At 45.1% G+C, this 24,414-nt stretch carries 24 protein-coding genes; 4 read left to right on the top strand and 20 right to left on the bottom strand.

The window, feature by feature from the left end:
- Nucleotides 1-45: 45 nt before the first annotated feature.
- Entirely contained in the window at nt 46-873 is an 828-nt protein-coding gene (locus C2756_RS02860; protein ID WP_215319867.1) for a pyruvate, water dikinase regulatory protein, read from the top strand.
- A gap of 11 nt (nt 874-884) precedes the next feature.
- Here C2756_RS02860 and C2756_RS02855 read toward each other — a convergent pair whose 3' ends face one another.
- The 16 genes from C2756_RS02855 to rpsB form a co-directional block, all read right to left on the bottom strand.
- Nucleotides 885-1,709, bottom strand: a complete 825-nt coding sequence (locus tag C2756_RS02855; RefSeq protein ID WP_215319865.1) for an RNA methyltransferase — start codon at nt 1,707-1,709, stop codon at nt 885-887.
- A 6-nt stretch (nt 1,710-1,715) separates the two neighbouring features.
- Entirely contained in the window at nt 1,716-2,309 is a 594-nt protein-coding gene (gene rnhB, locus C2756_RS02850) for a ribonuclease HII (protein WP_215319863.1), read from the bottom strand.
- Nucleotides 2,306-3,565, bottom strand: coding sequence for a lipid-A-disaccharide synthase (lpxB, locus tag C2756_RS02845; RefSeq protein ID WP_215319861.1), 1,260 nt, complete (start codon nt 3,563-3,565; stop codon nt 2,306-2,308). The genes rnhB and lpxB overlap by 4 nt, the downstream gene beginning before the upstream one ends.
- Nucleotides 3,525-4,322, bottom strand: coding sequence for an acyl-ACP--UDP-N-acetylglucosamine O-acyltransferase (lpxA, locus tag C2756_RS02840; protein WP_215320785.1), 798 nt, complete (start codon nt 4,320-4,322; stop codon nt 3,525-3,527). Before lpxA ends, lpxB begins: the two co-directional genes overlap by 41 nt.
- The gene (gene fabZ / locus C2756_RS02835; RefSeq protein WP_215319859.1) at nt 4,322-4,771 is read right to left on the bottom strand and encodes a 3-hydroxyacyl-ACP dehydratase FabZ; all 450 of its coding nucleotides are present in this window, start codon (nt 4,769-4,771) and stop codon (nt 4,322-4,324) included. The genes lpxA and fabZ overlap by 1 nt, the downstream gene beginning before the upstream one ends.
- A gap of 45 nt (nt 4,772-4,816) precedes the next feature.
- Complete coding sequence (lpxD, locus tag C2756_RS02830) at nt 4,817-5,884, bottom strand: UDP-3-O-(3-hydroxymyristoyl)glucosamine N-acyltransferase (RefSeq protein ID WP_215319857.1); 1,068 nt, start codon at nt 5,882-5,884, stop codon at nt 4,817-4,819.
- A 5-nt stretch (nt 5,885-5,889) separates the two neighbouring features.
- Nucleotides 5,890-6,417 (bottom strand): OmpH family outer membrane protein, encoded by a 528-nt coding sequence (locus C2756_RS02825; RefSeq protein ID WP_215319855.1) that lies wholly within the window; start codon nt 6,415-6,417, stop codon nt 5,890-5,892.
- 18 nt (nt 6,418-6,435) lie between these two features.
- The gene (gene bamA, locus C2756_RS02820; protein ID WP_251372135.1) at nt 6,436-8,733 is read right to left on the bottom strand and encodes an outer membrane protein assembly factor BamA; all 2,298 of its coding nucleotides are present in this window, start codon (nt 8,731-8,733) and stop codon (nt 6,436-6,438) included.
- A gap of 47 nt (nt 8,734-8,780) precedes the next feature.
- Complete coding sequence (locus C2756_RS02815; protein ID WP_215319850.1) at nt 8,781-9,908, bottom strand: RIP metalloprotease; 1,128 nt, start codon at nt 9,906-9,908, stop codon at nt 8,781-8,783.
- 22 nt (nt 9,909-9,930) lie between these two features.
- Complete coding sequence (gene ispC / locus C2756_RS02810; RefSeq protein WP_215319848.1) at nt 9,931-11,118, bottom strand: 1-deoxy-D-xylulose-5-phosphate reductoisomerase; 1,188 nt, start codon at nt 11,116-11,118, stop codon at nt 9,931-9,933.
- Nucleotides 11,118-11,945, bottom strand: a complete 828-nt coding sequence (locus C2756_RS02805; RefSeq protein ID WP_215319846.1) for a phosphatidate cytidylyltransferase — start codon at nt 11,943-11,945, stop codon at nt 11,118-11,120. Before C2756_RS02805 ends, ispC begins: the two co-directional genes overlap by 1 nt.
- Before the next feature lie 18 nt (nt 11,946-11,963).
- The gene (uppS, locus tag C2756_RS02800; RefSeq protein WP_215319844.1) at nt 11,964-12,737 is read right to left on the bottom strand and encodes a polyprenyl diphosphate synthase; all 774 of its coding nucleotides are present in this window, start codon (nt 12,735-12,737) and stop codon (nt 11,964-11,966) included.
- 24 nt (nt 12,738-12,761) lie between these two features.
- Nucleotides 12,762-13,322: a ribosome recycling factor gene (gene frr, locus C2756_RS02795; protein ID WP_215296528.1), complete on the bottom strand. Its 561-nt coding sequence runs from the start codon at nt 13,320-13,322 to the stop codon at nt 12,762-12,764.
- Nucleotides 13,323-13,333: 11 nt separating this feature from the next.
- Nucleotides 13,334-14,044 (bottom strand): UMP kinase, encoded by a 711-nt coding sequence (pyrH, locus tag C2756_RS02790; protein ID WP_215319842.1) that lies wholly within the window; start codon nt 14,042-14,044, stop codon nt 13,334-13,336.
- Nucleotides 14,045-14,230: 186 nt separating this feature from the next.
- The gene (gene tsf, locus C2756_RS02785) at nt 14,231-15,115 is read right to left on the bottom strand and encodes a translation elongation factor Ts (protein WP_215319840.1); all 885 of its coding nucleotides are present in this window, start codon (nt 15,113-15,115) and stop codon (nt 14,231-14,233) included.
- A complete protein-coding gene (gene rpsB, locus C2756_RS02780; RefSeq protein WP_071467757.1) occupies nt 15,115-15,864 on the bottom strand; it encodes a 30S ribosomal protein S2 in 750 nt (249 codons plus the stop codon). The genes tsf and rpsB overlap by 1 nt, the downstream gene beginning before the upstream one ends.
- A 268-nt stretch (nt 15,865-16,132) precedes the next feature.
- On the opposite strand from rpsB, the gene map reads away from it, so the two are divergent.
- Both map and C2756_RS02770 read left to right on the top strand, forming a co-directional pair.
- Nucleotides 16,133-16,969 (top strand): type I methionyl aminopeptidase, encoded by an 837-nt coding sequence (gene map, locus C2756_RS02775; RefSeq protein ID WP_215319838.1) that lies wholly within the window; start codon nt 16,133-16,135, stop codon nt 16,967-16,969.
- A gap of 4 nt (nt 16,970-16,973) precedes the next feature.
- On the top strand, nt 16,974-19,571 hold the full coding sequence (locus tag C2756_RS02770; protein ID WP_215319835.1) for a [protein-PII] uridylyltransferase: 2,598 nt from the start codon (nt 16,974-16,976) through the stop codon (nt 19,569-19,571).
- Here the strand turns inward: C2756_RS02770 and C2756_RS02765 are convergent.
- The 4 genes from C2756_RS02765 to gcl form a co-directional block, all read right to left on the bottom strand.
- On the bottom strand, nt 19,560-20,069 hold the full coding sequence (locus C2756_RS02765) for an NUDIX hydrolase (RefSeq protein ID WP_215319833.1): 510 nt from the start codon (nt 20,067-20,069) through the stop codon (nt 19,560-19,562). The two genes, C2756_RS02770 and C2756_RS02765, sit on opposite strands and share 12 nt — an antisense overlap.
- Before the next feature lie 30 nt (nt 20,070-20,099).
- Entirely contained in the window at nt 20,100-20,435 is a 336-nt protein-coding gene (locus C2756_RS02760) for a hypothetical protein (RefSeq protein ID WP_215319831.1), read from the bottom strand.
- Between the two features lie 275 nt (nt 20,436-20,710).
- Nucleotides 20,711-21,514, bottom strand: a complete 804-nt coding sequence (hyi, locus tag C2756_RS02755) for a hydroxypyruvate isomerase (RefSeq protein WP_215319829.1) — start codon at nt 21,512-21,514, stop codon at nt 20,711-20,713.
- Between the two features lie 27 nt (nt 21,515-21,541).
- Complete coding sequence (gcl, locus tag C2756_RS02750) at nt 21,542-23,332, bottom strand: glyoxylate carboligase (protein WP_215296519.1); 1,791 nt, start codon at nt 23,330-23,332, stop codon at nt 21,542-21,544.
- A gap of 137 nt (nt 23,333-23,469) precedes the next feature.
- Here gcl and C2756_RS02745 point away from each other — a divergent pair, with 137 nt between their 5' ends.
- On the top strand, nt 23,470-24,393 hold the full coding sequence (locus tag C2756_RS02745; RefSeq protein WP_215296518.1) for a LysR family transcriptional regulator: 924 nt from the start codon (nt 23,470-23,472) through the stop codon (nt 24,391-24,393).
- Nucleotides 24,394-24,414 lie beyond the last annotated feature (21 nt).

The raw sequence follows: 24,414 nt of genomic DNA, 5'->3' as shown, positions 1-24,414 counted from the left end.
TATGACACTATTGTAGTGCTGACCCCCCACTTTTAGGCCAAATCCATGTCTACCGAAACCCGTATTGTTTTTATTGTTTCCGATGGAACCGGCATCACCGCCGAGAACTTCAGCCAATCGATTTTGGCCCAATTTGAGGCCACTTTTAAGCAGGTTCGGGTGCCTTTTGTAGACAGCGTAGATAAGGCCCATGATGCAGTCAACAGCATCAATCAAGCAGCTAGTAAATATGGTGTCCAGCCGATTGTTTTCACCACCTTGGTGAATGCTGAACTCAATAGCATTGTCAGCAAAGCCAATGGACTCATTTTGGATATGTTCCAGACCTTCGTGGCACCACTTGAAGCGGCCTTAGGCATGAAGTCTACGCATGCCATGAACCGCTTGCACCACAATGCGGATACTGAAGCCTATAAGAACCGTATTGAGGCCATTAACTATTCGTTAGCACATGATGACGGGCAGTCAAACCAGAACTTGGTCGAGGCCGACGTCATTTTGATTGGCATCTCCCGAGTCGGTAAAACCCCAACCAGTCTCTATCTAGCCATGCAGTATGGATTGAAGGCAGCCAATTACCCTCTAATTCCGGAAGATTTTGAACGGGGGCAACTACCAAAGGATTTAGTACCTTATCGCCAGAAGATTTTTGGCTTGATGATTGATGCTGAACGCCTCTCAGAAATACGCAATGAGCGTCGTCCTGGTAGTAACTACGCAAAACTAGAAAATTGTCGTTATGAAATTAACGAGGCGACTGCGATGATGAAGAAGCAATCCATTCCATGGGTGATGACTACCAGCAAATCTATCGAAGAGATAGCTACTACTGTCTTGCAAGCCATGAAGTCTGATAAAACGATTTTAGGGTAGCTTGGTTTAGCTTAACTACGCCTAACGCGTATTGTTTCAAACAGGCAAACGGCAGCAGCAGTAGAAACATTCAAGGACTCCACTCGCGGGTCGATTGGTATAGCAACGCCTTTTGCTTGCGCTAAAAGATCTTCAGACACACCCTGACCTTCGTTACCCATCACCCAAGCAACAGGATGCTGTAATTCTTTTTGTAGCGCAAAGAGTTCGTATTCTGCATCTGCTGTAGCAGCAAACATGGGGGCGGTGACAGCACTCAATACTTGTTGATTGGACCAACTCTCATAAAGATCTAATAAGCGATGGGCCCCCATGCCAGCACGCAAGACTTTGCTTGACCATAAATGGGCACACCCTGATAAAGCAATTACCTGAGTAAAGCCTGCTGCTGCTGCAGTGCGTAAGATCGAGCCAACATTACCAGCATCTTGTATACGATCTAATATCAGGACATCGCCAGCTAATGTGCTAATTGATTGTGGGGGCGTTAAGCAAGATTGAGGAAGATCGAGCAAGCCTGCAATATGAGGGGCATTGACTAACTCACTCAGCAAATCCCAGAGAGCGCTATCTAACTGTAAAACTTTACTGTCGGGACAGATTTCAATATGAGAGTAGACGGCTTCAGAAATTTCGGGATTTTGTAAACCCACTTTCGAGGTAAGTAATATCTTTAAGGATGGGTCTCCTACCCAAGTCTGAACTAAATGAATGCCTTCCAGTAAGACTTGACCTCTGGCGATTCTGGCCTTCTGACCTTTGGATCCAGCGGCTTGCAAAAGACGAATCTCTTTGAAAAGCGGATTCTCTTTAGAGGTGATGAGATCAAAATTCATATAGAGTTAGCCTGCATTCATCTCAAGTACTTTTCTGACTGGAGAAAAACTTCTACGGTGCTGCTCACAAGCGCCATACTGCTTTAACGCAGCAAAATGAGCCTCGGTCGGATAACCCATATGCTGAGCAAAACCATATTCTGGGTGACGCTCATGCAAGATTTGCATCTGACGGTCACGGGTCACTTTAGCCAAGATAGAGGCTGCTGATATTGCTGGCTCTTTAGCATCTCCTTTAATAATGGCTTCTGCAGTAATAGGCAGTTCTGGACAACGATTACCATCGATTAAAGCCTTATCAGGCCATTGCCCTAAACGTGAGCTCAAATCCTCAACAGCCCGTCGCATCGCCAACATGGTTGCTTGCAAAATATTGATCTCATCAATTTCTGCAGGGCTAGCTTCGCCTATTCCCCAGGCCTTAGCCTTTTCCATAATTTGTTGATACAAAAACTCACGGCATGCCGCAGTCAGTTTTTTTGAGTCCTTAAGACCATTGATAGGATTATGGGGATCTAGCACGACTGCACCCGCAACAACAGCACCAACAAGCGGGCCTCGCCCTGCTTCATCTACGCCACAGATCCACACAATACTCATTGAGCCACCTGGCTCTTGCGACTATTAGTAATGGTTTGTACAACTGCTTGAGCAACAAGCAAGCCCGTTGGTCGGCGCAGTGTTTCATGCATCTGAGCAAAGCGTGCTTTTAACTCTGCGACCTGATTAGGATGATCTAGCCATTCTTGCAATGCATTGGCTAACTTTTGAGGAGTGGCATCATCTTGTAATAACTCTGGCACTACAAATTCACCGCACAAAATATTAGGTAAACCTACATAAGGTAGATAACCCTGACGCTTCATAATCTGGGCTGTGAGCCAAGGTACCTTATAAGAAATCACCATCGGCTTTTTCCATAAGGCAGTCTGCAGGGTAGCGGTACCACTAGCTATGAGGACTACGTCAGAGGCTTCCAAAACCTCGTCTGCCATCCCATCAAGTAAATGAATCTGAATGTCAGGATTGATATTCTTCGTTTTCAGCAATAGCTGCTCTAGTGGATCACGCAATCGCGGCGTTGCCACTGGAATTAAAAAATGGATTTTTTGACCCTTGAAACGCTCGGCCAATAATTGCATCGTTTCAAAAAAGACGGGAGCAATCAGCTCAATTTCAGAGTCACGACTTCCAGGCAATACTGCAACGACTATTCCATCCAGTGCAGTTGTTGACAGCTTTAAAGTCTCAATGATTTTTTTGCGAGCCTGATGAACATCTGGGGTCAAAGGAATTTCACTGGCTAATGGATGTCCAACATAGGTAGACGCTATACCTGCACGATCATAAATTTCAGTTTCAAAAGGAAAAATGCAGAGCATACGGTCAACTGCTTGTGCAATCTTTTTAATACGCCCAGCTCTCCATGCCCAAATAGAGGGAGAGACTAGATGCAAAGTCGGAATACCGGCTTTACGCAATTGCAGCTCAACCCCTAAGTTAAAGTCAGGCGCATCAATCCCCAAGTAGACGTCAGGACGACCCTCACCTAATAGATGGTTAATCAGCTCTTTACGAAGTTTCAGAATAGCCGGCAGTTGTTTGATAGCCTCAACATAGCCACGCACACTTAAGGTTTCCATGGGCCATTCTGATCGCATACCTTCAGCTTGCATGCGTGGTCCACCAATGCCATATACCTCTAGACCAGCCATATCCGGAATTTGATTTAATGCACTCAGAACTGGCGCTGCGAGTAAGTCACCAGAGGGTTCGCCAGCTACACAAGCTAACTTTGGCAAAGTATTCCTATCGTTACCGAATAATGCCGCGAGTAGAGGCGGCAATAAAGTCATGGAACTCCGTCAGCTTTTCTACAGTGGCTACATCGGCCGAGCTTGCAGAAATCATTTTCTGAATTTCTACTTTAGCATCTTCAAAACTGAGTCCATCCTTGTAGAGAACCTTATAAGCCTGACGCAATGCAGAAATCGTTTCACTGGAAAAACCGCGACGCTTTAAGCCCTCTACGTTAATGCCATGAGGTGAGGCTTTATCGCCAGCTGCAATTACAAATGGCGGAATATCCTGCACTAGCGCTGAAGCACCACCCAACATCGCATGTTGCCCAATGCGCACAAATTGATGGACACCAGACATACCACCCATAATGGCCCAATCATGAACATGCACATGACCTGCAATTTGCGCATTACTTGAGAAAATAGTGTGATTACCAACTTGGCAATCATGCGCAATATGGACATAAGCCATGATCCAATTGTCATTACCAATCCGGGTAATACCTTCATCCTGAGAGGTGCCTGTGTGAATGGTAGTGAATTCACGAATCGTATTGCGATCACCAATCATGAGTTGAGTCGGCTCCCCACGATATTTCATATCTTGGGGAGGTCCACCAATAGCAGTAAAGTGAGCAAAGTTATTGTCTTTGCCAATCGTGGTGTGACCCTCGATCACAGTATGCGATCCAATCTTGGTGCCAGAGCCAATTTTGACGTGAGGACCAATTACAGAATAGGGACCAATCTCGACATCACTGGCAACCTCTGCTTTGCTGTCCACTACAGCAGATACATGAATCTGAGTCATCATGCGCCTTTCGAACGAACCGCACAGGTGATATTAGCTTCAGCAGCTATCTCACTATCTACGGTTGCCTGAACTGCAAACTTATAAATACCAGCACGACCGCGTTCCAACTTTGCAGTCATGATGAGTTGATCTCCTGGTAATACTGGCTTTTTAAAGCGAGCGCCATTAATACCAGCAAAGTAATAGACTGCGTCTTCAGCACGCTCTTCAGAAAAGGTCAGTAAAGCAGCAGTTTGCGCCAAAGCTTCAATGATTAGTACACCAGGCATTACCGGAAAATCTGGAAAGTGTCCTTGAAAGAAAGGTTCATTCATGGTCACATTCTTCAATGCGGTGATGGTCTCACGTGGAGTAATTTCTAAGACACGATCTACTAATAGGAATGGATAGCGATGTGGCAACAACTGGAGAATCTTATGGATATCGATCGCAATTGGTGTGCTCATAAATGACCTACTAAAAAGTGAATGAAATTAACCTACTAAAAAGTCCTAAGACTCAGAATTCTTATTTTTGTCTAATAAACGCAAGCGTTGACGTATTTTATCTAGACCACGCAAGATTGCAGCGTTTTTCTCCCAAGCACTATGTAGCATCGAGGGGTAAACCCCTGTGAAATGCTGCCCTGGTTCGGTAATTGAACGAATAATCGAGGTATTACCAGAGACTGTTGTCCTATCGGCAATAGTGAGGTGGCCAGCAAAATTCGCTGCCCCTCCGATGATACAGAAATTACCTATTTTTGTACTGCCGGAGATAGCAGCACAACCAGCAATAACACAACAACTGCCCACAACTACGTTATGCGCAATCTGCACTTGGTTATCAATCTTGGTACCCGAACCAATCACGGTATCGCTCATCGCGCCGCGATCAATCGTAGTAGAGGCGCCAATTTCAACATCATTACCAATCACTACCTTACCTGTTTGGGGAATTTTGACCCACTCTCCACCAGCCGCAGAGAAGTAGGGTGCAAATCCAAAACCATCAGCGCCGATCACTGCACCGCTATGAATAATGCAACGCTCCCCAATTTGAGTACCTTGATAAATCGATACAGACGGGTAAATCAGAGTATCGCTATCGATGACACTATTTCTAGCAACCGTTGTATTGCCCAAGATAGAAACACGTTCTCCCAGTTTTACGCCAGCCTCAATTTGCACAAAAGGGCCAATATGGCACGAGCTTGGAATATGGGCTTCTGGATCTATCGCCGCACTTGGGTGAATGCCTGGAATATAAGTCGGCGAACTTTGTTTTGCAAAAAATTGAGCCATCCTAGCAAAGGTGGCGTAGGGATTCTTAGAAACAAAGTACGCACGCTGTGGAGTATTTTCACCAGGATTTGCATTTAGAAAATCTAAATCTGCTTTACTAACAATGAGAGCACCGGCTCTACTATCAGAAGCCTGTTGACGATACAGTGGGTTTGACAGAAACGATATTTGATTTTTTTGGGCGAGCTCTAATGGGGCAAGACCAATGAATTCTATGGAGGCCTCCCCCACCAAGCTTGCTTGAAAATGATCGGCTAGCTCAATGGCGGTAGGCATAAAACTTACTTCTGGCTATTTAAAGCCTTGATGACATCATCGGTGATATCAGCTTTTGGACTCACGAAAGCCGCTTCCTGAACGATGACATCTAATTTTCTTTGCTCGGCGATTTGACGCAGAACTGCGTTTGCCTTTTCAGCAATCTTTGCACGTTCTTCAAAGGTGCGCTGATTGAGATCCTCTGTAAATTCACGTTGCTTACGTTGTAATTCACGATCCTGGTCAGCTAATTCACGCTGACGACGAACGCGCTCAGCTTCATTCATTACTGCAGCATCTCGATCAAGCTTTTCAGCAGCCGTCTTAATTTTTTGTGCGCTGTCACGTAATTCATTTTGACGCTTAGTAAATTCGTTTTGTAGGCGAGTTTGCATTGCCTTAGCCAGATTAGACTCGTTAAATACTTTTTCTGAGTTCACCACAGCAACCCGTGTTCCCGCATCTTGTGCAAAAGTCTGTTGAGTCGCAGATAAAATTGCAATAGCAGCTAAAACAACTTGAATCGATTTAGAAAATTGATAACACTTCATAAAACTTTCCTTAAGCAATTAAAATGCCGTTCCCACCTGGAACTGTAAACGCTGGATATTATCCGTTGGTTGAGACTTGATCGGAATACCATAGCTAAACTTTAGTGGCCCTAAAGGCGATATCCATGATATACCCAAACCATATGAGTACCTCAATACCAAGTTAATATTCTGCCCAAAAGCATTACCGCCGTCCACAAAAGTAAATACTCGCAAGGTCTTATCAACTCCAGAACCCGGGACCGGAACGGTATATTCCACATTGCTTACAATTTTGGACTGTCCACCAGTAGGCTGATAAGCATTAATTACGGAATTGAAGTACTGAGGGCCCAAAGATCCAGGAGCATACCCACGTACGGATCCAATGCCGCCGACATAGTAGTTTTTAGTAATCGGATATGGATTGCTACCATATGCCTGACCATAACCCACCTCGCCATTAAACGAGAGGATATTTCCTTTTGAGAATGAATGGTATTTTTGGTATTGACCAAACAATCGATAGAAAGTCATATTTCCTACAGGCGTCCCTGCCTCGGCAGAGAGTTGCTGCAAAGAACCCTCTGAAGGAATCAAGGCGCTATCACGGCCATCACGCGCCCAGCCCACAGTCAATGGCACATTATACGTGGTCAAAGTTGCAGGGTAACCAGGCGCTGCAATGCCATAACTCTGGGCATAATTCAAATAGGGCGCAGGAGTATTTATTGTGGTTTGGATTTGATAAGCCTCAACACCAGTTCCGAAAAATACACGATCTACTTCTGTATAGGGAACACCAAATTTGATATTTGAACCTACCGATTTAATTTGATAATCAGGATCACCAACGTAATATAAGGGTCTAGATGAGCGGTAAAAAAGATCCGTGTAACGACTGATGCCCTCTTCTGTAAAATACGGATCGTAATTCGATAGAGCAAAACTTTGGTTAATCTTGCCCAATGAAGCATTTAATCCAATCGCAGTGCCAGTACCAAAAGCATTATCCTGATTAATACCGGCAGATAAGATCAGTTTTTCAGTTGAAGAGAAGCCAGCACCAATCGTCACTGCCCCCGTTGGTTTTTCTGTAACCTTCACATTGACATCGACCTGATCAGGTGATCCAGGTACATCCTCCGTAACAATGTCAGTCTCGGTGAAGTAGCCCAGTCTGCCCAAGCGCTTTTTAGATAGATCAATTTTGTCCCCATCAAACCAGGAGCTTTCGAATTGTCGTATCTCTCGACGAATAACCATATCGCGGGTTTTTGCATTTCCAGAAATATCTACTTTGCGAACATAAATACGACGGCCTGGATCAATCACCAAGGTAAGGTCAACCTCAGACAATTCGCGGCGAATATCTGGTTGAGGATTAATGGTTGCAAAAGCATAGCCATAGGTACCCAATACTTCTGCAATAGCCTTAGTGCTCTCTGTTAAACGAGCAGATGAAAAAGTATCGCCTGGTTTTAGGACAATCAACTGCTTAAACTCAGCCTCTTTACCCAACAACTCACCAGCCAAACGCACGTCTTTAACGTTAAACTTCTTACCTTCACGAATACTGACAGTTAAGTAAATCCCTTTTTTATCGGGCGTAATTGAAACCTGAGTAGACTCGATCACAAACTCAAGGTAACCGCGATTTAAATAGTAGGAGCGAATGGTTTCTAAATCAGCGGTAAGCTTTTGCTTAGAATAGAGATTATCTTTGCTATACCAAGACAACCAGCCACCTGTCTTGAGTTGCATTTCACCTTTTAGTGTACCTTCGCTGAAAGCCTCATTGCCAATGAAATTAATCTCTTGAATTTTGGCAACTGGGCCTTCATCGATATTGAAATAAACAGCGACTTGATTGCGTTCAACCGGAGTAACAGTGGCAACCACCTCGGCCGCAAACATCCCTTTGCCCACATATTGTCGCTTTAATTCTTGCTCAGCTTTATCAATTAAAGCTTTATCGTAAAAACGCGCTTCAGCAACACCGACAGTCTTTAAGGATTTACGAACAATTTCATTATCAAACTCTTTCATTCCCGTAAATTCAATCCGAGAAATCGTTGGGCGCTCCTCAACAATCACAATAAGCACATCGCCCTGAGCCTGAATTTGTACATCTCTAAAAAATCCAGTGCTATATAGGACTTTAATTGCTTCTGCGCCTTTTTCTTCGGTAAATGTATCACCTACTTGAACAGATAAATAACTAAATACTGTTCCTGGCTCTACGCGCTGCAAACCCTCAACCCGAATATCTTTCACAACAAAAGAATCTGCCGCAGAAACATTGAAGCCACAACAAATGGCCACAATCAGTAGCAATCTAGCTAAAAAACGACCATAAAGAGAATGGGATATTGTTAGAAAATTCAAGGCGACAAATAGCGTTGTAAATCGTTAAACAAAGCCAGCAGGGATAGTGAAATCAAAAACAGAAAGCCCACTTTTTGGAGCTGCTCCTGCATCGAAATCGAAATCCGTTTTCCAGCGACCAACTCCCATGCATCATACAGGAGCTGACCCCCGTCAAGCATAGGAAAAGGGAGTAAATTGAGAATACCAATGCTGATGCTAATTAATGCTAAAAATGCTAGGAAGGGTTGCCAGCCGATCTGGGCAGACTTACCAGCCATGTCAGCAATACTTAAGGGGCCTCCCAACTGCTTTATGGAGGTTTGACCGGTAAACATTCCCGCCATAAGCCTGAGAGATACCTTACTGATTAACCAAACTCGCTGGCTTGCAAATCCCCAGGCCTGAAGGGGGTTCAATTTGAGCTCATCCCATTGAGCCAAAGGAGTGGCCTGAGGCAGTAAGCCCAGACTTTTCATGGGATCACCTTCCGGGGTGATATTTGGCAAATCATCAGCCTTAAAAGCTTTGATAAAGCGACTACCGCTTGAATCCTGCAGCTCCAATGCGAACCCAGACTCTCCGATTAGAGCATCCATGAGATTCCAGTGCAAAGCGTTCCAACTTGGAACGGGGTCAAATTCCCCAGAAATGGGCGCAGCGCCTGAATCAAGAGTCTGCCATCCAGTTACCCTGTCTCCCGCAGTTACACCGAATTTTGCAGCAACTGAATTTTCTGGGGGGCTTTGTAAGACCGCTGGAAGTTGTGGCACACCAGAAATATAGATGACGGAAAATAGCGAAACCGCTAAGAAGAAATTTGCAAATGGTCCTGCCGCCACAATCATAGAGCGCTGCCAAAGAGGCTTTTGATCAAAAGCCTGCATCTCATCCTCCACCGCAATATCTTGAGAACGATCTCGACCATCTAATAATTTGACGTAGCCACCTAGAGGTATTGAAGCAAGTACCCATTCAGTTTTGTTTTTTGCGTGATAAGTAAAGAGTGGTTTTCCGAAACCCACTGCAAAGCGGAGGACTCTTACGCCACATGCACGGGCCGCTAAAAAATGGCCAAACTCATGAAAGCTCACCAACACACCAAGAGTCAGCAAAAATGCACCAAGGGTAATTAATGCTTGCAAAGAAAATCCTTAATCACCTTAATTACTTATGTAAAACTTGAATAAACTCACACGCCACTTTTCTGGCTTGTGCATCCGTACTCAAAATATCCTCCAATGAATCTGCATTAGTCAGAGCAATGGCGTTCAAGGTCTTCTCAACTACTGCCGGGATTTGGAGATAATGCAAGCCAGCGTCTAAAAATGCAGCAACAGCAACTTCATTGGCAGCATTCAGTACTGTAGGCGCTGTACCACCTGCTTTGGCTGCAGCAAAGGCCAAAGCAAGACACGGAAAGCGAGCAAGCTCTGGCTCTGAAAAATGGAAACTAGCCAGTTGAGTTAAGTTCAAGGGCGCTACGCCAGCCTCAATACGCTCTGGCCAGGCCAAACCATAAGCAATGGGGGTGCGCATATCCGGTTGACCTAATTGCGCCAATATCGAACCATCACGATAGCGCACCATTGAATGCACTACGCTTTGAGGATGAATCAAGACCTTAATTTTTTCAAGCGGCAAACCAAATAACCAGAAGGCTTCAATGACTTCAAGCCCCTTATTCATCATGGTTGCAGAATCCACAGATATCTTTCTACCCATGACCCAATTCGGATGGGCACAGGCCTGATCTGGAGTAATACTCGCTAATTGATCTAATGGCGTATTTCTAAAAGGCCCACCCGAGGCAGTGAGCCACAATTCTTCCACGCCATGATTGGAATGTGGAGTCTTAGTAAATTCATTTGGCAAGCATTGAAAAATGGCATTGTGCTCGCTATCAATTGGAAGTAATTCCCCGCCTCCATCTTTCATGGCTTGCATAAACAAATTACCAGACATCACCAGCGCTTCTTTATTTGCAAGCAGAACACGTTTGCCAGCTTTGGCTGCTGCAAGGGTTGGTACTAAGCCTGCTGCTCCAACAATGGCAGCCATTACTGTGTCACATCCAGAATCTGTTACCGCTGTTACTAAGGCTTGAGGACCATACAATACTTGAGTCTTAATATTGTTCTCAAGCAATAATTTTTCTAAGCGCACAGCATCACTGGCTTCTGAGACAACAGCAATAGCAGGCTTAAATTCAATACACTGCTCTGCCAAGAGATCAACTTGCTTACCCGCAGTAAGTGCTGCCACCTGAAAGCGATCAGGATGCGCCCGAATCACATCCAACGTATTCACACCAATCGAACCAGTAGAGCCCAGAACGGTAATAAGTCTCTTCATTACACCAGCCCCGCAAGTAAAGCTGCAATTGGCATAGTAGGCATTAATGCATCAATACGATCCAATACCCCACCATGCCCTGGCAACAAATGACTGCTATCTTTCACGCCAGCCAAACGCTTTAATTGGGACTCAAAGAGGTCACCAAAAATACTGAAGGCTGTTAATACTGTCACCATCAGAAACATGGCGACCCAACCAAAGCGTATCGCCCATGCCCCAAATAAAGTAGCTTCGAAGGGCAAGTAAAACACGCACAAAAATGCGTATACATAACAGAGAACCAGACCGCCTATTGCACCCTCAACTGATTTCCCCGGGCTAATTTGGATGGCTAATTTTCGTTTTCCAAACGCCTTACCAACAAAGTATGCCCCGATATCTGCCACCCACACTAAAGCAATAGTGGTTAACAAAAATACGAGTCCTAACTCTCGCAAGAAAACCAAAGCGAACCAAGTTGCTGGCAGCAAAATGAGTCCGAGTACTCCGTAAAAAGGACGCAACTTTTGCAAAGAGAGATTCATGCCTTTAGCAAGCATCAATGGGGCGATAAAAAACCAAAAGAAGACTGCTAAGAGCAATAGAGCAAATTGCCAATCGACGTTTTTCATCCCTAGCAAAAATAAAATAATCATTAAGCAAAAAAGAGCGTAAAGCCAGGCTGCCCGCCCTGCTTCGGGTGCAAGTAAACGACTCCACTCCCAAGCAGCAGCTAATAGGGTTAGCAAAAAGAATGCACCAACATACACGGCTGGCAGTAAAAATAAGGTTGGTAATAGAACTGCCAGTAAAATAAGGGCAGTAATCACGCGGGTTTTTAACATGTGGAGTAGTTTAGATAGTTAAACTGCATCACTCATCACTTGCGATGCAAGCTGAGCGCTGGTTCGCCCGAAACGACGTTCGCGCTGACTAAACCAATCAAACGCCTTATGGAGCTGAACCTCATCAAAGTCTGGCCATAAAACATCTGTGAAATATAACTCTGTATAAGCTAACTGCCATAATAAAAAATTGCTGATCCGTTGTTCGCCACCAGTGCGGATAAATAAATCTGGCTCTGGGGCATAAGCCATCGAAAGATGAGGCTGTAATAAATCCTCACTGACGTCTTCCGGCTTCAAATTTGGATTGGCAGCCAAGCAACGACTCATCGCCTGCAAGATATCCCAGCGTCCGCCATAGTTTGCAGCGACAGTAATCGTCAGCGCATTACATCCAGCAGTCTTTTCTGCTGAGAAATGAACCATTTCCTGAATTGCGTTATCAAAGCGACTGAGATCGCCAATCACGCGCAAACAAATATCATTTTCTGCAAGACGAGAAACTTCCGCCTTGAGCGATTTTAGAAAGAGCTTCATTAAGAAACCCACCTCTTCTGGTGGGCGACGCCAGTTCTCAGAACTAAAAGCAAATATCGTCAAATACTCAACGCCGGTACGACGGCACTCTTGAACGATTTTCCGAACCGCAGCTAAGCCTTCAGTATGGCCTGTCACTCGAGGCATCATACGTTTACTCGCCCAACGCCCATTACCATCCATGATGATCGCAACATGGCGAGGAATAGCGCTTACCTCTGGAATGGCTTGAGTAGAACTGAGGTGTTGGGTCATAAAAGAATCAAACTCAATCCGGCCTTAAACCGTCATGATCTCTTTTTCTTTTTCAGTAATGATCTTGTCGATATCTACAACTGCTTTATCGGTCATCTTCTGAATCTCGTCAGTGGCACGACGCTCTTCATCTTCAGAAATCTCTTTATCTTTGGTTAAGCGCTTGAGATGTTCATTGGCATCGCGACGTAAGTTACGCACTGCAATTTTAGTATCTTCACCCTCGCTTTTGACGACTTTAGTGAGCTCGCGACGACGCTCTTCAGTCAATGCAGGCATTGGCACGCGAATCACAGTACCTTGTGAGGCAGGATTCAAACCCAAATCCGAATCTCGAATAGCCTTCTCCACGGCAGCAACCATGGTCTTTTCAAATGGCTGAACATTAATCGTGCGAGCATCTGCTAGGCCCAAACTCGCCACTTGACTTAGTGGTGTTGGATTACCGTAATACTCCACTTGAATATGTTCCAGTATTCCTGGATTGGCACGCCCAGAACGAATCTTCGCCAAATTCGTTTTCAAAGCCTCAAGAGACTTTTCCATCTTTTGATTGGTATTGGTTTTAATTTCTGCTGCAGACATCAGGCCCCCTATTAAACGTGCACCAAAGTACCTTCAGATTCACCCTGAACTACACGCATCAATGCGCCTGGCTTGAGGATCGAAAATACTTTGATTGGTAATTTGCGGTCACGACACAATGCAAATGCAGTAGCGTCCATAACTTGTAAGTTCTGAATTAATGCCTCATCAAAGGTGATGGTCTTATAAAGAGTCGCAGTAGGATCCTTGACTGGATCGGCGCTATAGATGCCATCCACCTTAGTAGCTTTCAGCATCACTTCCACACCCATTTCAGCGCCACGCAAGGCGGCGGCAGTATCGGTTGTAAAGAACGGGTTACCTGTACCGGCTGCAAAGATCACTACTTTGCCTTCGCTCATCGCGCGAATGGCACGTGGGCGTATGTAAGGCTCAACCACTTGGTCCATTCTCAGGGCGGATTGCACGCGCGCTTCAACCCCTTTTTGACGCAAAGCATCTTGTAATGCGAGAGAGTTCATCATGGTCGCCAACATGCCCATATAGTCAGCAGTTGCACGATCCATACCAGCAGCGCCGCCAGCAACGCCGCGGAAAATATTTCCCCCACCAATGACGATGGCGAGCTCAACACCACTATTGACCACTTGGGCGATTTCAGAAACCATGGAATCAATAGTGATCGGATTGATGCCAAAAGCATCATCCCCCATCAGGGCTTCACCAGATAATTTGAGGAGGACGCGTTTGTAGCCTGGCATGATTTTATTTTCCGTAATTTGCCAAGTACTTTGCATACTTAGCTTATTGATCTTTAAGTACTTTTTTAATATCTCCGCCAAATTATAAAGGGCTTGGGAAAGATCAAACAAAAGGGCACAGAAACCTGAGTTTCTATGCCCTTTTGGGTATTACTGACCTACTGGGGCAAGCCCAGAGCTGGCTAATTACGCAGTAGCTTTAGAGGCGGCAGCTACCTGAGCAGCCACTTCAGCCGCAAAGTCGTCTTGACGCTTCTCAATGCCTTCACCCACAACAAACATCGTAAAACCTTTGACGTTTGTGTTGGCAGCTTTGAGCATTTGCTCAACGGTTTGCTTATCGTTCTTTACAAAAGTCTGATTCAGTAAAGAAACTTCTTTGAGGTACTTCTGAATGGAACCTTCCACCATCTTCTCAACGATTTCAGGTGGCTTACCAGATTCAGCAGCCTTTTGAACCGCGACGCTACGCTCAATCGCAATCGACTCAGCAGGAACGTCAGCAGTAGACAAAGCAACTGGCTTCATGGCAGCAACGTGCATCGCAACATCTTTAGCAGCAGTGTCGTCGCCTTCAAACTCAACCACAACACCAATGCGGGTGCCATGGAGGTAAGAAACTAACTTATTGCTACCAGTAAAACGCTTGAAGCGACGTGGCATGATGTTCTCGCCAATTTTGCCAATCAATGCGCTGCGCACTGTATCCACCGTAGATCCGTTTAAAGTCAGTGCGAGCAATGCAGCAACATCAGCTGGGTTCTTTTCAGCAACCAACTTGACGCAGTCATTTGCAAATGCCAAGAAGTCATCATTCTTAGAAACGAAGTCAGTTTCGCAATTCACCTCTAACAAAGCACCGTTAGTACCATTGATAAAAACGGCTACGATACCTTCAGCAGTAACGCGTGAAGCCGCTTTACCAGCTTTGCTACCCAGCTTTACGCGCAGAATTTCTTCTGCACGAGCCATATCACCATCAGCCTCTGTCAAAGCTTTTTTGCACTCCATCATCGGAGCATCAGTCTTGGCGCGCAATTCGCCAACCATTGCAGCGGTAATAGCGGCCATTATTCAGCTTTCCCTTCTTCAACAAACTCTTCTTCACCTTCTTTAACGGCTGTCAAGATTTCTTGAACAGAGTTCGCTTTGCCTTCGAGGATTGCGTCAGCAATACCACGTGCATAGAGGGTTACAGCTTTGCTTGAGTCATCGTTACCAGGGATGATGTAATCAACGCCTTCTGGTGAGTGGTTAGTATCCACCACAGCGATCACTGGAATACCGAGCTTGTTCGCTTCAGTAATAGCAATCTTGTGATAACCAACGTCCACTACGAAAATCGCATCAGGAACACCGTTCAAATCTTTAATACCGCCAAGGGCTTTTTGTAGTTTGTCGAGATCACGGTCATTCGTCAAAGCTTCTTTCTTGGAAAGCTTTTCCCAGTCGCCAGCTTCTTTAGCAACTTCCATGTCCTTCAAACGCTTGAGGGAACCTTTAACTGTTTTGAAGTTGGTGAGTGTGCCACCCAACCAACGGCTATCGATATAAGGCATACCAGCACGAGCAGCTTCTTCAGCAATGATCTCGCGTGATTGACGCTTAGTACCAACAAACAAAATCGTGCCACGATTAGCAGCAACTTGTTTTGCAAATTTCAGGGCGTCCTGAAACATTGGCAATGTTTTTTCCAAGTTGATGATGTGGATCTTATTGCGATGACCGAAAATAAATGGGGCCATCTTTGGGGACCAGAAGCGTGTTTGGTGACCAAAATGGCAACCGGCTTCCAGCATTTGACGCATTGTTACTGACATAACATCTCCTAAGGGTTAGTTCTAAAGTTGAGTCCTAGCTGCGCTAAAAAACGCCACCCTGGAGGGCTCAACTCGCGATTTCAAGTCCAAAATAGAACTGAGTTCAAAATTATAGCTTAAATATCAAGGCTCTAGCTTGTCTTAGCCAAGTCTGTCCCAAGACCCAGTGCGATAAAACTGGCTCTGAATGCCCTAAAAACTGGGTTACCGCCTATTTTTTAGGCAGTATTGGTAAGCTAAGACTGTCCAAGTCGTTGATAATCAAGGAATGAATAGTGCATTTACCGCAGAAAAAGACATCCTTGGGATGCGTGAGGCTGGTCGCTTAGCGAGTGAAGTTTTGGATCATGTAGCTCCCCATATTAAGGCTGGCGTTACCACTGGCGAACTTGATCGCATTTGCCACGAGTACATGCGGGACGTGCAAAAAACTATTCCTGCGCCACTGAACTACCAACCCCCAGGTTACCCACCATTTCCGGCGTCCATTTGCACCTCGGTCAATGATGTGATTTGCCACGGCATTCCTGGGGACAAAGTTCTCAAAATTGGTGATGTGGTTAACTTAGATATCACCGTTATTACTCCCGATGGTTATTACGGCGACACCAGTCGGATGTTTATGGTTGGTGAAGTTTCTCTGCTGGCCAAGCGTCTGATGCAAATTACTTTTGAATGCATGTGGCTGGGTATTGCTCAAGTGAAACCAGGTGCATCACTCGGTGACATTGGTCACGTGATTCAAACACATGCTGAAAAAGCAGGTTATTCCGTTGTGCGTGAGTACTGCGGGCACGGTATCGGCAAAGTGTTTCATCAAGACCCGCAAATCCTTCACTATGGTCGCCCAGGCACTGGTGAGAAATTAGAAGCTGGCATGACTTTTACCATTGAGCCGATGATCAACGCAGGTCGTCGTGAAATTAGAACCATGCCAGATCAGTGGACTGTTAAAACCAAAGATCGTAGCTTGTCTGCGCAGTGGGAACATACTCTTTTGGTGACGCAAACTGGCGTTGAGGTATTAACCTGGTCAGAGGGCAGCAATCCTCCGCCGGACTGCGTTAAAGGTCTTGCATTCAGGCCTTTAACAGCTAGCGCGTAATCACATGACTCAGTCGCAGACAGTCAATAAGATTACTGATGCGGCAGGTCTGCGTGTCGCTCGTGAAGTTGCTTATACAGAGTTTAAAAAAACACAGGCTGCCGGCAAGCTCACTAAACAACTAAGCAAACTGACTGATCAACTACTCGCTCACTTGTGGAATGACTATGACTTGAACAGCGAAGCAACCCTGGTGGCTGTTGGCGGATACGGAAGAGGCGCCCTCTTCCCCTATTCTGATATTGACATTCTGATATTGCTTCCACCCAACACAACTATGGTTGATGCTGTATCAAAAAAAGTAGAGCAATTTGTTGCAAGGTGCTGGGATACTGGCCTTGAAATTGCCTCCTCAGTAAGAACCGTTGCAGAGTGCATTTCAGAGTCAGAGCAGGACATCACGGTTCGCACTTCACTTCTTGAAGCGCGCTTGATCTGCGGGAAAAAACAACTCTTTAAAGAATTTGCCGCCGCTTATGAAGGTGCAATGGATCCAAAGAGCTTCTTTCAAGCTAAACAAGCAGAGCAAATACAACGTCACTACAAATATCAAAATACACCTTACTCGCTTGAGCCTAACTGCAAAGAGAGTCCCGGTGGCTTACGTGATCTGCAGGTCATCTCTTGGGTCAGTAAGGCGGCATTATTGGGTAACACCTTTAAAGACTTAAATGAAGCCGGCTTAGTCACCCAGCGCGAGCTAACAGAACTGAATCGCAATCAACGCTTTCTGGACACCCTGAGGGCCAATTTGCATCTGCTCGCAGGACGTCGCCAAGATGTGATTGCTTTTGACTTACAGGCACCACTGGCGAAATCGATGGGCATTGAAACCGATTCTTCACGCCAAGCCAGTGAAGCGATTATGCGTCGCTACTACTGGGCTGCTAAAGCAGTCACGCAATTAAACGATGTTCTTTTACAAAACATTGAAGCACTCCTCTTTCCGCAAGAATCTAAAACCACTCGCCCTATTCCAGGCGAAGGTAATGAGTATTTCATTGAGCGGCAAGGTGTACTCGATATCACCGATCCACAATTGTTTCAGAATCATCCTGAACAAATTTTGCGAACCTTCCTGGTATTTTCGCAAACAGCTAACGTCAAAAGCCTTTCAGCAACTATTTTTCGAGCACTGTATAACGCCCGCCAAAAAATGGATGCTAAGTGGCGAGCCAACCCTATTAATCGAGCCCTCTTTATCGAGATTCTGAAGCAACCCGAAGGTGTAAGTCGAGCATTCCACTTAATGAACCGTAGTAGCGTTCTCGGTCGATACCTGCCTGCCTTCAGAAAAATTGTTGGGCAGATGCAGCATGACTTGTTTCATGTCTACACCGTTGATCAGCACATCTTGATGGTGTTGCGTAATGTGCGCCGCTTCATGGTTGTTGAACATACCCATGAGTTTCCATTTTGTAGCAGCTTAATTGCCCATTTTGAAAAGCCTTGGTTACTAGTGATTGCCGCACTTTTCCACGACATTGCCAAAGGACGTGGCGGGGATCATTCGCAACTTGGCAAAGCCGATATGCGTAAGTTTGCCAAAGACCATGGTCTTGATAAAAAAGATACTGAGCTCTTGATCTGGTTAGTTGCAGAACATCTCAATATGAGCCAGGTAGCTCAAAAGCAAGACATCACAGATCCAGATGTAGTACGGGCTTTTGCCAAGAAGATGGGTGATGAACGTCATCTCACTGCTTTGTACCTCTTAACCGTAGCTGATGTCCGTGGCACCAGCCCTAAAGTCTGGAATGCCTGGAAAGGCAAACTGCTTGAAGATCTCTATCGCACCACTCTTAGAGTCTTAGGTGGAGCCAAGCCAGATGCCTCTTCAGAATTGGCGCAACACCAAGAAGAGTCCAAGGCTAAATTACGCCTGTATGGCATCAATGACGAGGCTTATGAAGAACTATGGAAACAATTAGATGTTGCCTTCTTCCTTCGCCAGGACTCATCTGATATAGCTTGGTTAACGCGTCATCTCTATAACAAGGTGAATAACGACCAGCCTATTGTGCGCGCAAGGTTGTCGCCCATTGGCGAAGGTTTGCAGGTCGCGGTGTATATCAAAGATCAAGAAGATCTATTTGCCAGAATCTGCGCGTACTTTGAAAAGCATGGTTTCTCTATCTGGGATGCGCGCATTCATACCACTCGCCATGGTTACGCTTTAGATACTTTCCAAATTTCTGGTAGCACCCTAGTAGATGAGGGCAGTAGCTACCGCGACATCATTCAACTGGTAGAGTTTGAGCTTACTGCTGCATTAAGCAATGCAGATCCCTTACCCACTCCAAGCATGGGTCGCCTCTCTAGACAATCTCGCACCTTCCCCATTAAGCCCCGGGTTTATATGGCTCCAGATGATCGCGGGCGCTATTACACACTTGCACTCTCTGCAAGCGATCGGACTGGACTGCTCTACACCATCTCTAGAGTGCTAGCTAAACATCAAGTATCGATTCATACCGCGCGTATCAATACTCTTGGTGAACGAGTAGAAGACGTATTACTGCTGGATGCCGCCAACTTGGGCAAAAATCCAAAGCTACAGATTCAATTAGAGACCGAGTTACTTGAGGCTTTAGGCACTTAGGTTGGACAGAACTCGGCGAATGCGAGTACTTTTAATTTGGTCAAAAGAAAACCAGTCATACAAAATATCTTCTGACGATTTATCCTGTCTTAAAACTTTCAGCCTATAAAGTAAGTCAATATGCAAATGAACCCCTTCACCCTTCTGAGGATTTGCAGGAATTTCATGAACATCAACATCAACTGGCTCAAGACCTCCCGAATCCAATGCGCATATGAAGCCAGTTTCTTCGTATACCTCGCGAATAGCCGCCTCAATAGGTGATTCACCATCATCAATATGGCCACCAGGCTGAAACCAAGCTTTAATATATGGATGAAAGATCAGTAATGCTTTGTTTTCATGTACTAACAAACCACTTGCAGTGACATGTCCAATCTGATTTGACCTACTGAATGGATTTTCATAATTCAAGACTGAATGCACGCGACGGCCAAACAGGGCAATTGATTTGCTAATATCAAAATTTGGAATGGCGTTTACATTAAAGCTTTTCATAATTAAGAGCAAAAACTGCTACCCCACTGATTAAAAATGCAAATAAAAGAAATAAAAATCTCTTGGGGCTAATTTTTCACCAAGATTTGTTAGGCAATCAATTGTTTTAATAAATTCAGATGGGCTTGCTAATATCGAGCTTCGATCAATATCAAATACTGGATAGCACTGCTGTAAGGCATTTAGATTTGCAAATTTTTTAGAGCTTGCTTTGGGTATAACTCCCGCTATTCTAATGACGCTACCCAATGCGGCTAGAAAATTAACGAACTCTACATTTGCATGCATTACAACCAAAACACTATCTATGTTTTTATATCTAGCGGGGTCAATGATGGCGCCAAAAAATCCAGAAAATTTTTGCATAGAAGACTCTCAAACGGATAATCGTAACAAGAGCCTCTAAAAATCACCACCTGATTTTTTAGTAAGAAATTACTGACATCTAAAAAATTGCTTTTAATTGGATGAATATCTTAACTTTAAAAAGTGGGAGTATGAGGCTGGAGTGAGGGCTGTGCTACAAATAGGTATATGCCATACCTCAACTGCAATAAAGCAGATTAGCCCTAAGCAGAATCCATTGCTTAGGATGAAACCACTTGAGGAGTTAAGGATTTAGCTTAAATTCTAGTAAGCTATTATGCAAAAGCAGACTCATGATGAGAATGCTCATACTTCTCCATCCATGCAAGACCTGCAGCAGTGTTCTTGAGAGGCTTGTATTCACAACCAATCCAGCCCTTATATCCAATCTTATCCAGGAAGCCGAATAAGAAGTCATAGTTAATTTCGCCAGTACCAGGCTCATTACGTCCAGGATTGTCTGCTAACTGAATATGCCCAATTCTAGGGAGATATTTTTGAATCGTATTTGCTAACTCACCTTCCATGCGCTGAGCATGATAGATGTCATATTGCAAATACAAGTTATCGGCACCTACCTCATCCATGATTTCAATCGCCTGCTGAGTTCTTGATAAGTAGAACCCTGGAATATCATAAGTATTGATAGGCTCAATTAAGAGATTGATTTTTGCTTTGCTTAACTGCTCTGCTGCGTAGCCTAAGTTACCAACAAAAGTATCGCGTAGCACTTTAGGATCAACCCCGGCAGGCGCCTTGCCTGCTAAACAATTTAACTGCTTAACATTTAAAAAAGTGGCATATTCAATCGCTTTATCTACCCCAGCACGAAACTCTGCAACGCGATCAGGGTGGCAAGCAATACCTCGCTCGCCAGCCTCCCAATCGCCTGCAGGCAGGTTATGCAAAACCAATTTCAACGCATAAGTATCCAAACAAGACTTAATTTCATCCTTAGAAAATGCATAAGGAAATAAAAATTCGACAGCCTTAAAACCACCAACTCGTGCAAGCGCAAAGCGATTTAAGAATGCATCTTCTGTAAAGAGCATGGACAAATTGGCGGCAAAACGAGGCATTGAATATTCTCTTTTCTAAATGACAAACTAGGACTGAAGAACTGCTACTGGAGCATCTTCAATAGATTTAGCAACAGGCTCAAACTCGTTAACGCTATCGATTTCTGTTCCCATCGCAATGTTAGTGACTCGCTCTAGAATCACTTCAACTACAACTGGTACTCTAAATTCAGCAATCCATGCCTCGGCTTGAGCAATTGCAGGAGCCAGTTGATCTTCACGCTCTACTCTGATGGCCTTACAGCCAAGTCCCTCAACAACCTTCACGTGATCTACGCCATAACCCTTCACAATGCCAGCGCTTTCCGGAATATTGACGTTATCGAAAGCCAATTGCACACAGTAATCCATCTCAAAGCCACGTTGTGCTTGTCGGATTAATCCAAGATAACTGTTGTTAACTAAAATTTGGATGAATGGCAACTTAAACTGTGCGCCGACAGCCAACTCTTCAATCATGAACTGGAAGTCATAGTCGCCTGAGAGGGCCACAATCTTACGGGTTGGATCAGCAGCACGTACACCTAGAGCTGCTGGAACTGTCCAGCCCAATGGACCAGCTTGACCACAGTTAATCCAATGACGAGGCTTGAATACTTTCAAGAATTGAGCGCCAGCAATTTGCGAGAGACCAATCGTACTGACATAGGTGACATCTTCCCCAAACGTTTGAACCATCTCTTGATACACGCGCTGCGGCTTCATTGGAGATTCATTAAAGTTTGTCTTGCGCTGATAGTCGATGGAATTTTTTCTACCCAAGCATTCAGCTGACCACTTAGTGCGATCTTTCAGCTTGCCAGCTTTCTTCATCTCCGTTGCAACTTCTATAAACAGGGCTAACGCAGCTTTTGCATCGGACACAATACCAAAATCAGGAGTAAAGATACGACCGATCTGAGTAGGCTCAATATCGACGTGAATAAACTTACGGCCCTTGCAATACACCTCGGTTGAACCCGTGTGGCGATTTGCCCAACGGTTACCGATTCCTAAAACAAAATCACTTGCCAACATCGTGGCATTGCCATAACGATGTGATGTTTGTAAACCAACCATACCAGCCATCAATGGATGACTATCAGGGATCGAGCCCCAACCCATAAGCGTTGGAATGACAGGAATGCCAGTGATCTCTGCAAACTGTACTAAAAGGTCTGAAGCATCAGAATTAATCACGCCACCACCAGACACAATCAAGGGACGCTCAGATTCATTAAGCATTTCAAGCGCTCTCTCAATCTGCTTGCGAGTTGCCTGTGGTTTGTAGGCAGGCAATGGCTCATAAGTATCGATATCAAACTCGATCTCAGCCATCTGCACATCAATTGGTAAATCAATCAACACTGGTCCAGGACGGCCAGAGCGCATTAAGTGAAATGCCTGTTGGAATACTCTTGGAACCAATGCTGGCTCAAGTACGGTAACTGCCATCTTGGTTAAAGGCTTAGCGATTGAAGCAATATCCACCGCCTGGAAATCTTCTTTATGTAATTTAGCGCGTGGAGCTTGACCTGTAATACATAAAATTGGAATGCTATCTGCTTGCGCTGAATACAAGCCGGTGATCATATCTGTGCCGCCGGGGCCCGATGTACCAATACAGACACCGATATTTCCTGGAGCGGCTCTTGTGTAGCCCTCTGCCATATGAGAAGCACCCTCTACGTGTCTCGCTAATACATGGGCAATCGACTGACGTTCGCGCATTTGGGCGTATAGGGGATTAATTGCAGCACCTGGTACTCCAAAGGCTTGGGTAACGCCCTCTTTTTCCATCACCAACACTGCTGCCATTGCTGCTTTCATTTTTGCCATGATTCATCTCCTCATATGGGTATGGACGAATCATCCCCAAATTCAGGTAAATAGAGAACCTCAGCAAATCTATATCTAGTATTCCACTGTGGAATAGTGTAAAAATCACCTATCTATTGCCACCAGAGAACCCTGTCATGGATCGCGTACAAGGAATATCCCTCTTTATTCGAGTCGTAGAAACGGGCTCATTTAGTAAGGCTGCTGAAGATTTAGGCATTACCCAACCCACAGCCACCAAATTTGTTGCATCCATGGAGAAGCGCTTAGGGGCATTACTGCTGCACCGCAGCACTCGTGGAGTCACCCCCACTGAGATTGGGAAAATTTATTACGAGAAATGCAAGTTGATAGCCCGTGAAATTGAAGAGGCTGATGACCTGGCCTCCTTGATGCAATCCAAAGTTCGGGGCAGGCTAACGATTAATTCATCGGTTGCTTTTGGGCGGCGGGTTCTCACACCCTCCATTCTCGAATTTATGGCACTTCATCCAGAGCTTGAAGTCAATCTCAGTATGGATGATCGATATATCAATCTTGTCGAACAAGGTGTCGATTTAGCGATTCGGATGCGACGTTTACCAGACTCTTCTTTAGGGTCAAGATTTCTTGGTACCAACCCTTGGGTATTGGTTGCTACCCCTCAGTATCTCGAAAAACACTCGATCCCCAAAGCCCCAGAGGAAATCCGTAAACACCTTGCCTTAATCTACTCCACGGTGCAAGGCGACCATCGCTGGAGTTTCACAGACCAATCAGGTCATTCAGAATCTATCGAGGTGAAAGGGCCGTTTACCTCCAACAATCTCTCTTCCGTCTTATCAGCAGCTAGAGCAGGCATGGGCTTGGCTGCACTCCCTTGCTATGTAGCGCATCAATCGATGAAGGATGGAGTTCTGAGACCCATCTTGGAGGATTGGACACTACCAAGTCAAGAAATTCATGCAGTCTTCTCCTCACCAAAACATGTCCCCACCAAAGTAGTCCAATGTATTGATTGGCTGCAGGGACAATTTAAAGGGGAATGGTGGAAGGGCTTACCGGCAGGAAAGTCTGAATAAAAAAAATCCCATCATCAAGAT

The sequence above is a fragment of the Polynucleobacter sp. UB-Siik-W21 genome, assembly GCF_018687415.1.
Taxonomy (GTDB): domain Bacteria; phylum Pseudomonadota; class Gammaproteobacteria; order Burkholderiales; family Burkholderiaceae; genus Polynucleobacter.
The sequence above is the reverse complement of the archived record's forward strand: the minus strand, read 5'-3'. Positions and strand labels throughout refer to the sequence as shown.

Coding starts and splice junctions, on each gene's coding strand:
- C2756_RS02760 (WP_215319831.1), bottom strand. CDS start 20,435: ATGCAAAAATTTTCTGGATTTTTTGGCGCCATCATTGACCCCGCTAGA.
- lpxA (WP_215320785.1), bottom strand. CDS start 4,322: ATGACTCAGATTCATGTATCTGCTGTAGTGGACAGCAAAGCAGAGGTT.
- pyrH (WP_215319842.1), bottom strand. CDS start 14,044: ATGCCAGGCTACAAACGCGTCCTCCTCAAATTATCTGGTGAAGCCCTG.
- C2756_RS02860 (WP_215319867.1), top strand. CDS start 46: ATGTCTACCGAAACCCGTATTGTTTTTATTGTTTCCGATGGAACCGGC.
- lpxB (WP_215319861.1), bottom strand. CDS start 3,565: ATGACTTTATTGCCGCCTCTACTCGCGGCATTATTCGGTAACGATAGG.
- map (WP_215319838.1), top strand. CDS start 16,133: ATGAATAGTGCATTTACCGCAGAAAAAGACATCCTTGGGATGCGTGAG.
- rnhB (WP_215319863.1), bottom strand. CDS start 2,309: ATGAGTATTGTGTGGATCTGTGGCGTAGATGAAGCAGGGCGAGGCCCG.
- C2756_RS02825 (WP_215319855.1), bottom strand. CDS start 6,417: ATGAAGTGTTATCAATTTTCTAAATCGATTCAAGTTGTTTTAGCTGCT.
- hyi (WP_215319829.1), bottom strand. CDS start 21,514: ATGCCTCGTTTTGCCGCCAATTTGTCCATGCTCTTTACAGAAGATGCA.
- lpxD (WP_215319857.1), bottom strand. CDS start 5,884: ATGCCTACCGCCATTGAGCTAGCCGATCATTTTCAAGCAAGCTTGGTG.
- frr (WP_215296528.1), bottom strand. CDS start 13,322: ATGTCTGCAGCAGAAATTAAAACCAATACCAATCAAAAGATGGAAAAG.
- tsf (WP_215319840.1), bottom strand. CDS start 15,115: ATGGCCGCTATTACCGCTGCAATGGTTGGCGAATTGCGCGCCAAGACT.
- ispC (WP_215319848.1), bottom strand. CDS start 11,118: ATGAAGAGACTTATTACCGTTCTGGGCTCTACTGGTTCGATTGGTGTG.
- C2756_RS02805 (WP_215319846.1), bottom strand. CDS start 11,945: ATGTTAAAAACCCGCGTGATTACTGCCCTTATTTTACTGGCAGTTCTA.
- rpsB (WP_071467757.1), bottom strand. CDS start 15,864: ATGTCAGTAACAATGCGTCAAATGCTGGAAGCCGGTTGCCATTTTGGT.
- C2756_RS02745 (WP_215296518.1), top strand. CDS start 23,470: ATGGATCGCGTACAAGGAATATCCCTCTTTATTCGAGTCGTAGAAACG.
- C2756_RS02770 (WP_215319835.1), top strand. CDS start 16,974: ATGACTCAGTCGCAGACAGTCAATAAGATTACTGATGCGGCAGGTCTG.
- fabZ (WP_215319859.1), bottom strand. CDS start 4,771: ATGAGCACACCAATTGCGATCGATATCCATAAGATTCTCCAGTTGTTG.
- gcl (WP_215296519.1), bottom strand. CDS start 23,332: ATGGCAAAAATGAAAGCAGCAATGGCAGCAGTGTTGGTGATGGAAAAA.
- C2756_RS02765 (WP_215319833.1), bottom strand. CDS start 20,069: ATGAAAAGCTTTAATGTAAACGCCATTCCAAATTTTGATATTAGCAAA.
- C2756_RS02855 (WP_215319865.1), bottom strand. CDS start 1,709: ATGAATTTTGATCTCATCACCTCTAAAGAGAATCCGCTTTTCAAAGAG.
- uppS (WP_215319844.1), bottom strand. CDS start 12,737: ATGACCCAACACCTCAGTTCTACTCAAGCCATTCCAGAGGTAAGCGCT.